This window comes from Corallococcus sp. AB030 (genome assembly GCF_003668965.1).
In the GTDB taxonomy this organism is placed as follows: domain Bacteria; phylum Myxococcota; class Myxococcia; order Myxococcales; family Myxococcaceae; genus Corallococcus; species Corallococcus exiguus.
This window is the reverse complement of the sequence record NZ_RAWQ01000120.1, coordinates 1-13,057: the sequence shown is the minus strand read 5'-3', so window position 1 is coordinate 13,057 and position 13,057 is coordinate 1. Positions and strand designations below refer to the sequence as shown.

Here is a 13,057-nt window from a genome sequence, read left to right as displayed (position 1 = left end):
GAAGCACTAGGCGACGTCAGTGGACCGGGTGTCCGGCCGCGACGGCGGAGGAGCCAGCGGGCCGGTGTCGCCGTGGGTGGCGGCCAGGGCGGCCTCCATCTCGTTGACCTCGTCCGTGGGGCTCTCCACCTCGATGTCGAGGTGCTTGTAGTTCGGCAGGCCCGTGCCGGCGGGGATGAGCCGGCCCATGATGACGTTCTCCTTGAGGCCGCGCAGGTAGTCCACCTTGCCGTTGATGGCGGCCTCGGTGAGCACCTTCGTGGTCTCCTGGAACGACGCCGAGGAGATGAACGACTCGGTGGAGAGCGACGCCTTGGTGATGCCGAGCAGCAGGGGCTCGCCCACGGCCGGGCGCTTCCCTTCGGACATGACCTTCTCGTTCTCCTCCTCGAACACCCACTTCTCGACCTGCTCGTCGACCAGGAAGTTGGTGTCGCCCACGTCCGTGACGCGCACCCGGCGCAGCATCTGCCGGACGATCGTCTCGATGTGCTTGTCGTTGATCTTCACGCCCTGCAGTCGGTAGACCTCCTGCACTTCGTCCACCAGGTAGCGCGCGAGTTCCTTCTCGCCCAGCACCTTGAGGATGTCGTGCGGGTTGGCCGCGCCGTCCATCATCGCCTCGCCGGCCTTCACGCGGTCGCCGGAGTGGACGTTGATGCTCTTGCCCTTGGAGATCAGGTACTCCTTGGCCAGGTCCGCGCGCTGCTCGCCGCCCACCTCGGGGGTGATGATGAGCTTGCGCTTGCCCTTGGTGTCCTTGCCGAAGGACACCACGCCGTCGATCTCCGCGATCGCCGCCGCATCCTTGGGCTTGCGCGCCTCGAAGAGCTCGGCCACGCGGGGCAGACCGCCCGTGATGTCCTTGGTCTTCGTGGTCTCACGCGGCACCTTGGCGATGACCTCGCCCGCGGAGATCTCATCCTGGTCGTTGACCGTGATGATCGCGCCCTGAGGCAGGAAGTAGCTCGCCTGGTTCTTGGAGGACGGCAGGTCCTTCACGTTGCCGGCCGCGTCGCGGATGGTGACGCGCGGACGCGCCTCCGGGTCCTTGGACTCGATGACCGTCTTGCGCGACAGGCCCGTCACCTCGTCGAGCGTCTCGGACATCGTCACGCCTTCGATGATGTCCTCGTAGCGCACGACACCGCCCACTTCCGTGAGCAGCGGGATGGCGAACGGGTCCCACTCGGCCACCAGCACGCCCGGCTCCAGCTTCTGGCCTTCCTTCACCAGGATGCGGGCGCCGTAGATGATCTGGTAGCGCTCGCGCTCGCGGCCCGACTCGTCGACGACGACGATCTCGCCGTTGCGGTTCATGGCCACCAGCGTGCCGTCCGCCTTCTGCACCGTGTTCAGGCCCGCGAACTTCACGGAGCCCGCGTAACGGTTCTCAAGGCTGGACTGCTCCGCGCGACGGGTCGCCGCACCACCGATGTGGAAGGTGCGCATCGTGAGCTGCGTACCCGGCTCACCGATGGACTGCGCCGCGATGACGCCCACGGCCTCGCCCACGGACACCTTGCGGCCACGCGCCAGGTCACGGCCGTAGCACTCCACGCAGATGCCGCGCTTGGCCTGGCACGTGAGCACCGAGCGGATCTTCACCTTGTCCAGACCGCTGTTCTCGATGCGGCGGACGCGCTCCTCGTCGATCTCCTCGTTGGCGCGCACCAGCACCTCGCCCGTCACCGGGTCGAGGATGTCGTCCAGGGCCACGCGGCCCAGGATGCGCTCACCCAGCGGCTCGATGATCTCGCCGCCCTCGACCAGGGCGCCGATGAACAGACCGTCCATGGTGCCGCAGTCGTACTCGTTGATGATGGCGTCCTGCGCCACGTCCACGAGACGGCGGGTGAGGTAACCGGAGTTGGCCGTCTTGAGCGCCGTGTCCGCCAGACCCTTACGGGCGCCGTGCGTGGAGATGAAGTACTGGAGCACGGAGAGGCCTTCACGGAAGTTGGCCGTGATGGGCGTCTCGATGATTTCGCCGGAGGGCTTCGCCATCAGGCCGCGCATACCCGCCAGCTGGCGGATCTGCTGGGCGCTGCCGCGGGCGCCGGAGTCGGCCATGATGTAGATGGGGTTGAACGACGGCTGCTTGCGCGTGATGCGCTTGCCGTCCACGTCCCCGGAAGCCTCGTCCTGGGAGATCTGCTGCATCATCTCCTGGGCGACCTTCTCGGTGATCTCCGCCCAGATATCGATGACCTTGTTGTAGCGCTCACCGTCGGTGATGAGGCCTTCCAGGTACTGGTTCTCGATCTCAGCCACTTCCTTGCGCGCGTAGTCCAGGAACTCCTGCTTCTTCGCAGGGATGATCATGTCCTTGAGCGCGATGGAGATACCGGCGCGGGTCGCGTGGAAGTAGCCCGCGCTGCGGATGCGGTCCGCCAGCAGCACCGTCTCCTTCTCGCCCGTGAGGCGGTAGCAGAGGTCGATGAGGTTACCGAGCGACTTCTTGTCGAGCACCTTGTTGATGGCGTCGAAGCCCACGCGGCGCGGAACGACTTCCCACAGCAGCACGCGGCCGACCGTGGTCTCCTTGCGCTTGCCGTCGATGCGGCACACCACCTTGGCCTGCAGGTGGACCTCACCGTGGTCGTACGCGGCGCGCACCTCGTCCGGCGACGCGAACACGCGGCCTTCGCCGTTGGCGAACTCGCGGGCGCGCGTCATGTAGTAGATGCCGAGCACCATGTCCTGCGTCGGGACGATGATGGGCTTGCCGTTCGCGGGGCTGAGGATGTTGTTCGTCGACATCATCAGCACGCGCGCTTCCATCTGGGCCTCGATGGACAGCGGCACGTGCACGGCCATCTGGTCGCCGTCGAAGTCCGCGTTGAACGCGGCGCACACCAGCGGGTGCAGCTGGATGGCCTTGCCTTCGATGAGCACGGGCTCGAAGGCCTGCATGCCCAGGCGGTGCAGCGTGGGGGCGCGGTTGAGGAGCACCGGGTGCTCGCGGATCACGTCCTCGAGGATGTCCCAGACCTCCGGACGCTCCTTCTCCACCATCTTCTTCGCCGACTTGATGGTGGTGACGTAGCCCTTCTCTTCAAGCTTGTTGTAGATGAACGGCTTGAAGAGCTCGAGCGCCATGATCTTCGGCAGGCCGCACTGGTGCAGGCGCAGCTCGGGACCGACGACGATGACGGAGCGGCCCGAGTAGTCCACGCGCTTGCCGAGCAGGTTCTGACGGAACCGGCCCTGCTTGCCCTTGAGCATGTCGGACAGCGACTTCAGCGGCCGCTTGTTCGGGCCGGTGATGGTCTTGCCGCGGCGGCCGTTGTCGAACAGCGCGTCCACGGCCTCCTGGAGCATCCGCTTCTCGTTGCGGATGATGATGTCCGGCGCGTTCAGTTCCTGGAGCCGCTTGAGGCGGTTGTTCCGGTTGATGACGCGGCGGTACAGGTCGTTGAGGTCGGAGGTCGCGAAGCGGCCGCCGTCCAGGGGCACCAGCGGACGCAGGTCGGGCGGGATGACCGGGATGACGTCCAGCATCATCCACTCCGGCTTGTTGCCGGAGACACGGAACGCTTCCGCCACCTTCAGGCGCTTGGCGTATTTCTTCCGCTTCGCCTCGCTGGTGGTCTCGCGCATGTCCTTGCGCAGTTCCTCGGACAGCTTCTCCACGTCCAGGGACTTGAGCATCTCGCGGACGGCCTCGCCGCCCATGCCCGCGGAGAACGAGTCCTCACCGTGCTCCTGGAAGAGCCGGTGCATCTTCTCCTCGGAGATCAGCTCGCCCTTCTGGAGCGGCGTCGCCTTGGGGTCGATGACCATGTAGCTCTCGCAGTACAGCACCTTCTCCATCTCCTTGAGGGTGATGTCGAGCAGGTTGCCGATGCGGCTGGGCAGCGACTTGAGGAACCAGATGTGGGCCACGGGCGTGGCCAGCGTGATGTGTCCCAGGCGCTCACGGCGCACCTTGGACTGAATCACCTCCACGCCGCACTTCTCGCACACGACGCCACGGTGCTTCATGCGCTTGTACTTGCCGCAGTTGCACTCGTAGTCCTTCACCGGCCCGAAGATGCGGGCGCAGAACAGGCCGTCCCGCTCCGGCTTGAAGGTGCGGTAGTTGATCGTCTCCGGCTTCTTCACCTCGCCGTGCGACCACTGACGGATCTTGTCGGGCGACGCCAGCGCGATGCGGATGGCGTTGAACGACAGCGGGTCCTTCGGCTTCTCGAAGAAGTTGAAAATGTCCTTCACGTTGCCTCCGAAAACTTATGAGCGCTCAAGGCGCCAAACGTTTCGGGCCCCCGCCCTGCGCCCGGCCAGCCGCTCCCTCCAAGAGGAAGCAGCCAGCCGGTCAGGCGGGCGCACCGGCTACTTTGAAAAGGCCTAGGCCTCGGTCCCGGACTTCCGGTCCTCGCCGTCGCCGCCACCCAGGAAGTCACCGCCGAAGCTGCGCTGCCGCTCCGGGGGCGCGCTCTCCAGCAGCTCCACGTCCAGGGCCAGCGACTGGAGCTCCTTGAGGAGCACGTTGAACGACTCGGGCAGGCCGGACTCCAGGACGTTGTCGCCCTTGACGATCGCCTCGTACATGCGCGTGCGGCCCACCACGTCGTCCGACTTGACCGTGAGGAACTCCTGCAGCGTGTACGCCGCGCCGTAGGCCTCCATCGCCCAGACTTCCATCTCGCCCAGACGCTGACCGCCGAACTGGGCCTTGCCGCCCAGGGGCTGCTGCGTGACGAGCGAGTAGGGCCCGATGGAACGGGCGTGGATCTTCTCGTCCACCAGGTGGTGCAGCTTGAGCATGTACATCACGCCCACGGTGACGTTCTGGTCGAACGGCTCACCCGTGCGGCCGTCGAAGAGCACCATCTGACCGGAGCGCGGCAGCCGGCCCTCGTCGAAGAGGGCGTGCAGCTCCGTCTCGCGAGCGCCGTCGAACACCGGCGTCGCCACGTGGATGCCCTTCTTCAGGCGGCGGCAGAGGTCCTGGACCTCCTGGTCGGACAGGCCGTCCACGAAGTCGCCGAAGGCCTTGTCGTCGTAGATGGTCTTCAGCTGCTTCTTGAGCTGCTCGCCGCTGAAGTTCTCTTCGATGTAGCGCTGCAGCTGCTCGCCCACGCCCTTCGCGGCCCAGCCCAGGTGGACCTCGAGGATCTGCCCGATGTTCATGCGGCTGGGAACGCCGAGCGGGTTGAGGACGATGTCCACCGGACGGCCATCCTCCAGGTACGGCATGTCCTCCTCGGGGAGGACGCGGGACACGACGCCCTTGTTGCCGTGGCGGCCGGCCATCTTGTCGCCCACCGCCAGCTTGCGCTTGATGGCGACGTACACCTTCACCATCTTGATGACGCCCGGGGGGAGCTCGTCGCCCTTCTTGATGCGGGCGATCTTCTCGCCGAAGGCCAGCTTCACGGCCTCCTTCGTCTCCTCCAGGCTGCGCAGGATGTCGCGCAGGCGCGCGTCCAGCGGGTCGCCCACGGAGATCTCGCCCCAGTACTTGTACGGCACCGTGGCCAGCAGCTCGTCGTTGAGGATGTCCCCCTTCTTCAGGAGGATCTTCCCCTTGTCGTCCACGAGCTTGCCCTGGACCTCCTTGCCGCGGACCAGCCCGCGGAGGCGGCTGTACGCGGAGTCCTGGAGGACCTTGATCTCGTCGTTCTGGTCCTTGAGGAGCTTCGCCTCCTCCATGGACTCGATCTGCTTGGCGCGCTCGTCCTTCTCCACGCCCTTGCGGCTGAACACCTTGGCGTTGATGACGGTGCCGACAACGCCCGGGGGCACGCGCAGCGAGCTGTCGCGCACGTCGCCGGCCTTCTCACCGAAGATGGCGCGCAGCAGTTTCTCTTCGGGGGAGAGCTGGGTCTCGCCCTTCGGAGTGATCTTGCCCACCAGCACGTCGCCGGGCTTCACCTCGGCGCCGATGCGGATGATGCCGCTCTCGTCCAGGTCCTTGAGGGCTTCCTCACCCACGTTCGGGATGTCGCGGGTGATCTCCTCCTTGCCCAGCTTGGTGTCGCGCGCGATGCACTCGAACTCCTCGATGTGGATGGACGTGAAGACGTCCTCCTTGAGGATGCGCTCGCTGAGCAGGATGGAGTCTTCGAAGTTGTAGCCCTGCCACGGCATGAACGCGACGACGATGTTCTGTCCCAGCGCCAGCTCACCGGTCTCGGTGGCCGGGCCGTCCGCGATCACGTCGCCCTTCTTCACCCGGTCACCCTTGCGGATGATGGGCTTCTGGTTGAGGCACGTGTTCTGGTTGGAGCGCTGGTACTTGAGCAGATTGTAGATGTCCACTTCGCTGGACACGTCGCTCAGGGCCGCGTTGGAGTCCGCCTTCACCACGATGCGGCCGGCGTCCACCGACTCCACGACGCCGTCACGGCGGGCCACGCACGTCACGCCCGAGTCGCGCGCGACGATGGCCTCGATGCCCGTACCCACGAGCGGCGCGGACGTGCGCAGCAGCGGCACGGCCTGGCGCTGCATGTTGGAACCCATGAGCGCGCGGTTCGCGTCGTCGTTCTCCAGGAACGGGATGAGGGAGGCGGCCACCGACACCAGCTGGTTCGGGGACACGTCCATCAGGTCCACGTCCTCGGCCTTGACCTGGACGAACTCGCCGCTGCGGCGGCTCTGCACCAGCTCGTTGACGAACTTGCCCTTCTTGTCCGTCTCCGCGTTCGCCTGGGCGATGGTGTGCTTCTCCTCCTCGAGCGCCGAGTAGAAGGCCACGTCCCCCGTCACGCTGCCCGCGTCCACCTTGCGGTACGGCGTCTCCACGAAGCCGAACTCGTTGACACGCGCGTAGGTCGACAGCGACGCGATGAGGCCGATGTTCGGGCCTTCCGGCGTCTCGATGGGGCAGATGCGGCCGTAGTGCGTCGGGTGCACGTCGCGGACTTCGAAGCCCGCGCGCTCACGCGTGAGGCCGCCAGGCCCAAGGGCCGACAGACGGCGCTTGTGCGTGACTTCCGAGAGCGGGTTCGTCTGGTCCATGAACTGCGACAGCTGGCTGGACCCGAAGAACTCCTTGATCACCGCCGTCACCGGCTTGGCGTTGATCAGGTCGTGCGGCATGAGCGTCTCGATCTCCTGGAGGCTCATGCGCTCCTTGATCGCGCGCTCCATGCGGACGAGGCCGATGCGGTACTGGTTCTCCAGGAGCTCGCCCACCGCGCGGACGCGGCGGTTGCCCAGGTGGTCGATGTCGTCGATCGTCCCCTTGCCGTTCTTCAGGTCGATCAGGTAGCGGATGACCTCCAGGATGTCGCGCTTGGTCAGGATCTGACCGTCGAGGGGCTCCTCAAGGCTGAACTTGAAGTTCAGCTTGAGGCGCCCGACCTTGGACAGGTCGTAGCGCTCCGGGTTGAAGAACAGGTTGCTGAACAGGTTCGTCGCCGTCTCCGGCGTCGGGGGATCACCCGGGCGCAGACGCCGGTAGATCTCCATGATCGCCTGCTCGGGCGACTCGATCTTGTCCAGCATCAACGTCTCACGCAGGTACGGACCCACGTTGAGGTTGTCGATGAAGAGGACCTTGAACTCCTTGATTTCGCGCTTGAGGAGCTCGTCCACCTTCTCCTGCGAGACCTCCTCGTTGCACTCGAGGATGACCTCACCGGTGTTCTCGTCCACCACGTCGTAGGCGGACACCTTGGTGAAGAGCTCGTCCGCGTCGATGGGCAGCTTGGTCATCTTCGCCGCCTCAAGCTTCTTGATGGCGGCGCGCGTGAACTTGCGGTTCTTCTTGACGATCAGCTCACCGGACTTGGTCTTGATGTCGCGCGTGGCGCGCTGACCCGGCAGGAGCTCCAGCTCGACGGACTTCTCGAAGTCCGCGGCGCTCTGCAGGTAGATGGTCTCGGTGGCGTAGTAGTAGTTGAGGATCTCCTCGGTCGAACCCTTGAAGTCGAGCGGGTTCTTCTTCGCCGTGTCACCGACGGCGCCCAGGGCGCGGATGAGCACGGTGGCCGGCAGCTTGCGGCGCCGGTCGATGCGCACGTACAGCAGGTCCTTGTGGTCGAACTCGAAGTCGATCCACGAGCCGCGGTACGGGATGATGCGGGCGTTGTAGAGCAGCTTGCCCGACGAGTGGCTCTTGCCCTTGTCGTGGTCGAAGAACGCACCCGGGCTGCGGTGCAGCTGGCTCACCACGACACGCTCGGTGCCGTTGATGATGAACGTACCGTTCTGGGTCATCAGCGGGATTTCGCCGAAGTAGACCTCTTGCTCCTTCACGTCGCGGATGGACTGGGCGCCGGTCTCCTCGTCCTTGTCCCAGACGACCAGGCGCACGACGACCTTGATAGGCGCCGAGTAGGTCATTCCACGCTGGTGGCACTCATCGACGTCGTACTTCGGCTTCTCCAGGTGATAGCTGACAAACTCCAGCGAGGAGGTCTCGTTGAAGTCCCGGATCGGGAAGACGGACTTGAAGACACCCTGAAGGCCAAGATCCTCACGCTTCTCCGGGGCGATGTCGGCCTGGAGGAACTTCTCGTAGGATTGCTTCTGGATGTTGATGAGATTGGGAATGTCGATGATCTTCGCGATTTTGGCGAAGGTCTTCCGCACGCGGAAATTGTTCTGGATCTGCGTCGGCATTCGGTCTCCGGGGACGGCTGCTCGGGCGGGGCAAACTTCAGTAACGCGCGGCGGCGCCGGGAAATTTGGCAAATGTCAAATGGGCAAAGCCGGCGCCCCAGCATAGGGAGCGCCGGCCTGCTCATCCGATCAGGCGGCTACCCGGGATTTCCCGGAAGAACAGGGTAGCCCCTGCACAGAACTACTTGATCTCGACGGTGGCGCCAGCGGCGACGAGCTGGTCCTTGATCTTCTTGGCGTCGTCCTTGTTGACGCTTTCCTTGACCGTCTTGGGCGCGCCCTCGACCAGGTCCTTGGCCTCCTTCAGGCCCAGGCCGGTGATGGCGCGGATCTCCTTGATGACGTTGATCTTGTTGGCGCCGGCGTTCGCCAGCACCACGTTGAACTCCGTCTTCTCCTCAACAGGAGCGGTGGCGGCGGCGGGGCCCGCGGAGGCAACGGCCACGGCGGCGGCGGAAACGCCCCACTTGTTCTCCAGCATCTTCACGAGCTCGCCCGCCTCGAGGACGGTGAGCTTCGAGAGTTCTTCAGCAATCGCGTTCAAATCGGCCATGGAACTGTTCCTTCTGGTTGACTAACGGCCGGCGACCCATTTGGGCGGCTCGGCCGAAGAGGTTGCGGTAGAAAAACTTCTCGGGACGATTACTGACCCTGCGCCTTGTCCGCGTGCGCTTGGATGACGCGCGCGAGCTGCGACCCGGGGGCCGCGATGGTCCGGACCAGCTTGCCTGCAGGCTGGTTGAGCATGCCGAGCAACATCCCGCGCAGCTCATTGAGGCCCGGCAGCTTCGCCAGTGCCTTCACGCCGTTGGCGTCGACCTTTTTACCGGCGACGACGGCGCTACGGACCTTGATGGTCTCCATGTCCTTGATGAAATCCATCAGGATCTTCGCAGGAGCCACCTCGTCGTCGTAGCTGATGCACAGCGCCACGGGACCCGTGAAGTCATCAGAAATCGTGGAGACGGTCGTACCCTGAGCGGCACGGCGCGCCAGCGTGTTCTTGATGACCTTGTACTCGACCTTGCCCTCGCGGAACTTGCGACGCAGCTTGGTGACGGTCTCGACGTTCACCTTGGAGGACTCCACGAGCACCGCGGTCTTGGTCCGCGCAAACTTCTCGTGAAGGTCCTTGATCATCTCTTCCTTCTCGCTCTTCAGCACCTTGACTCACCTCCTTCATGGCCCGACCTGACGGTCGGGCGTGATGCCTGGGCCAAAGTGGCAGAGCGAGAGAGGAGCCTCCGAGAGGCACCACACCGCACCTCCAGTCTCGGCAGGGCTGACCTTGCGGTCGTTTGAACCAGGAGCGGATGGACGGCCCGACCGGTTGCCCGGTTCCCAACGGACGCGTCTTCTCCAATCCAGGTCCCTGCTGTCATGAACCAGGTCGGAACGCCGCGTCTCTCGACATGGCGCCCCAATTGCAAAAGCCGGGGGCCTATACCCCCGGCTTTCGCAAAGATCCAGCACTTTCTAACGGACCGACGTTCACGGGCGACAGGATTGACGCTCCCCGTCAGGGAGCGCACCCTTCCCTGCCCGTTCTGGCACCCGCGATTAGCGGTGACGCGCCAGGATTTCCGTGGTGTCGAGCTTGATGCCCGGCCCCATGGTCGTCGAGATGGCGATGCCCTGCAGGTACACGCCCTTGGCGGTGGCCGGCTTGAGCTTCATCACCAGGTCCACCAGCGCGTTGAAGTTCGCCTCGAGCTTGTCCGCGGGGAAGGAGGCCTTGCCCATCTTCGCGTGGACGATGCCCGCCTTCTCAGCGCGGAAGTCGACCTTACCGCCCTTGGAGTCGCGGATGGCCTTGGCGACGTCCATGGTCACCGTGCCGACCTTCGGGTTCGGCATGAGGCCACGGGGACCGAGCACCTTACCGAGGCGGCCGACGATGCCCATCATGTCCGGCGTCGCGATGACGGTGTCGAAGTCGAGGAAGCCCTCCTCGATGCGCTTCTGGAGGTCCTCGGCGCCGACGATGTCCGCGCCGGCGTTGGTGGCCTCGGTGGCGCGCTCGCCCTTGGCGAACACGGCCACGCGCACGGTGGCGCCGGTGCCGTGCGGGAGCACCACGGCGCCACGGACCATCTGGTCCGCGTGCTTCGGGTCCACGCCCAGGTTGATGGCGACGTCGACCGTCTGGTCGTACTTGGTCGCGCGGGTATCCACCGTCTTCTTCAGCAGCGCGAAGCCCTCGGCGACGGCGTAGCGCTTGTTGCGGTCCACCAGCTCGTTGGACGCGCGGAACTTCTTTCCATTGGTAGCCATGGCAGGAATCCTTGAGATGTAGGGCGGGCTAACCGACGACGTCGATGCCCATGGAGCGCGCGGTGCCGGCAATGGTGTTCATGCAGGCTTCGAGGGACGCGGCGGTGGTGTCCTGGATCTTCTTGTTGGCGATCTCCTCGAGCTGCTTGCGAGTGATCTGCCCCACCTTCTCCTTGCCCGGCTTCTTCGCGCCCGAACCCTTCTTCTTCTCCGTGTGGAGACCCGCGGCCTTCTTGATGAGGATGGCGGCGGGAGGGGTCTTCAGGATGAAGGTGAAGGAGCGGTCCTGATACACGGTGATGATCACCGGGATGATCAGACCCTCCTTGGCCTCCGCCTGCGTCTTGGCGTTGAACTGCTTGCAGAACTCCATGATGTTCACGCCCTGCTGACCGAGCGCGGGACCAATCGGCGGGGCGGGGTTCGCCTTGCCGGCGGGAATCTGCAACTTGACCTGACCTGTGACCTTCTTCATCGGCGGACTGCTGCCTTTCGAGAGGGTGGTTCCAACGGGCCGCCAGACGGGGCGACCCTCCCACCCGTTGATCCGCGCCCGTTACCCGGGCGCGGAAGACTTGTGAAACTAGCCGGTGGTCTTCTCCACCTGCATGAAGTCGAGCTCCACGGGGGTCGCACGGCCGAAGATGCTGACGAGCACGCGCACGCGGCCCTTCTCCGGGTTGACCTCTTCCACGGTGCCATTGAAGTTGGCGAACGGACCGTCGATGACGCGCACCGTATCGCTGGTCTCGAACTGGACCTTGGGCTTGGCTTTGTGGGCGCCCTCGGTGACCTGCGCGGTGAGACGCTCGACCTCGCGGTCCGACATGGGCCGGGGCTGCTCGTTCTGGCCGACGCCCGGGAACCCCGTCACCTTGGAGGTGTTCTTCACCAGGTGGACGGTGGTGTCGCTGAGCTCCATCTGGACGAAGATGTAGCCCGGAAACAGCTTGCGGCGGGTGGTCTTCTTCTCGCCGTTCACCATCTCCACGACCTGCTCCATGGGGATGAGGATCTCACCAATCAGATCCTGGTCCTGCAGGCCCTTGAGGCGCACCTGCTCTTCCAGGTTCTTCTTCGCCTGGTTCTCGTAGTTCGAGTAGGTCTGGACCGTGAACCATTTCTTCGCCATTACAGCTTCCCCCACAGGGCAGGCAGCCACTCCACCATCAAGTTGTAGGCGACGGTGTCGATGCAGAAGAGCAGAACGGCCGCCACCAGCGAGGCGACGACCACGGCCATGGTCGACGCGCGAGTCTCCGACCAGGTAGGCCAGGTGACCTTCATCAACTCGGACGCCACGTCGATGGAGAGGGTGTGCGTGCGGGGGTGGAAGTAGGCCGCCAGCACCAGGGCGAGGGCGACCACGTAGCCCACCAGCGTCGACACACGCCAGCCGAGGCCTTCGAAGAGCTCCACGTCGCTCCAGCCGAACCGGCTCCAGAGCAACCCGAAGACGTGCTCCAGGAAGAGGGCCAGGACGATGCCGGTGACGAGATAGAAGATGACCACGAGCCGCTTGGGGTCGATGCCCGAGCGGTTAGCCTGCTGGCTGGCCTCAGATGCCGTCGCCATGGTGCCTCACGAGGGAGTGCGGAAGCGGGACTGCGAAAAGGCAGGGACCCCCGGCACCGCTCGGTACCGGGGGTCCCTGTACTGAAGCTGGCAGGCCAGGAGGGATTCGAACCCCCAACACGCGGATTTGGAGACCGCTGCTCTACCGTTGGAGCTACTGGCCTAAACCTTCATGGAAACCGACGACCTAGACCTTGCCTTCCTTGTGGTCCGTGTGCTTGCGGCAGCGAGGGCAAAACTTGCTCAGCTCAAGCTTGTCCTGGCTCTTCCGCTTGTTCTTCGTGGTCGTGTAGTTCCGCTCTTTGCACGTGGTGCACTCGAGCGAGATGATGGAGCGATTACCCTTAGGCATGGTTCATTTCACCAGATGCGAGAAGGGAAGGCTACAAAAGCAGCCCTCCCCTCCGCAACTCAGTGCCCGTGAAAGCCGGTCGGCGGGAAGCCGACTAGGCGATGATCTCCGCAACGACGCCGGCGCCCACCGTACGGCCACCCTCGCGAACGGCGAACCGGAGCTCCTTCTCCATCGCGACCGGGGTGATGAGCTCCACCTCGATGGCGATGTTGTCGCCCGGCATGACCATCTCGACGTTGTCCGGCAGCTTCACCGTGCCCGTCACGTCCGTGGTGC

Annotated in this window: 9 protein-coding genes, 1 tRNA gene and 1 pseudogene; all 11 read right to left on the bottom strand. The window is 64.8% G+C overall.

From position 1 onward, the window contains the following. Positions 1-6: 6 nt before the first annotated feature. Positions 7-4,218: a DNA-directed RNA polymerase subunit beta' gene (gene rpoC, locus D7Y15_RS25915; RefSeq protein ID WP_120577864.1), complete on the bottom strand. Its 4,212-nt coding sequence runs from the start codon at positions 4,216-4,218 to the stop codon at positions 7-9. A gap of 132 nt (positions 4,219-4,350) precedes the next feature. Further along, on the bottom strand, positions 4,351-8,577 hold the full coding sequence (gene rpoB / locus D7Y15_RS25910; RefSeq protein WP_121754244.1) for a DNA-directed RNA polymerase subunit beta: 4,227 nt from the start codon (positions 8,575-8,577) through the stop codon (positions 4,351-4,353). A gap of 181 nt (positions 8,578-8,758) precedes the next feature. After that, positions 8,759-9,130 (bottom strand): 50S ribosomal protein L7/L12, encoded by a 372-nt coding sequence (gene rplL / locus D7Y15_RS25905; RefSeq protein ID WP_121754243.1) that lies wholly within the window; start codon positions 9,128-9,130, stop codon positions 8,759-8,761. A gap of 89 nt (positions 9,131-9,219) precedes the next feature. Further along, positions 9,220-9,741: a 50S ribosomal protein L10 gene (gene rplJ, locus D7Y15_RS25900; RefSeq protein ID WP_121754242.1), complete on the bottom strand. Its 522-nt coding sequence runs from the start codon at positions 9,739-9,741 to the stop codon at positions 9,220-9,222. Positions 9,742-10,137: 396 nt separating this feature from the next. Continuing rightward, a complete protein-coding gene (gene rplA / locus D7Y15_RS25895; RefSeq protein WP_120577860.1) occupies positions 10,138-10,851 on the bottom strand; it encodes a 50S ribosomal protein L1 in 714 nt (237 codons plus the stop codon). 28 nt (positions 10,852-10,879) lie between these two features. After that, the gene (gene rplK, locus D7Y15_RS25890; protein ID WP_120577859.1) at positions 10,880-11,326 is read right to left on the bottom strand and encodes a 50S ribosomal protein L11; all 447 of its coding nucleotides are present in this window, start codon (positions 11,324-11,326) and stop codon (positions 10,880-10,882) included. A 108-nt stretch (positions 11,327-11,434) separates the two neighbouring features. Beyond that, on the bottom strand, positions 11,435-11,983 hold the full coding sequence (gene nusG, locus D7Y15_RS25885; protein ID WP_014397772.1) for a transcription termination/antitermination protein NusG: 549 nt from the start codon (positions 11,981-11,983) through the stop codon (positions 11,435-11,437). After that, positions 11,983-12,426 carry a preprotein translocase subunit SecE gene (secE, locus tag D7Y15_RS25880; protein ID WP_120577858.1) on the bottom strand — a complete coding sequence of 148 codons (444 nt, stop codon included), beginning with the start codon at positions 12,424-12,426 and terminating at the stop codon, positions 11,983-11,985. Before secE ends, nusG begins: the two co-directional genes overlap by 1 nt. Positions 12,427-12,514: 88 nt before the next feature. Continuing rightward, a tRNA-Trp gene (locus D7Y15_RS25875) sits at positions 12,515-12,590 on the bottom strand. Positions 12,591-12,613: 23 nt separating this feature from the next. Continuing rightward, complete coding sequence (gene rpmG, locus D7Y15_RS25870; protein ID WP_002617522.1) at positions 12,614-12,778, bottom strand: 50S ribosomal protein L33; 165 nt, start codon at positions 12,776-12,778, stop codon at positions 12,614-12,616. A gap of 94 nt (positions 12,779-12,872) precedes the next feature. Continuing rightward, positions 12,873-13,057, bottom strand: a pseudogene (tuf, locus tag D7Y15_RS25865) (elongation factor Tu); the annotation flags it as partial.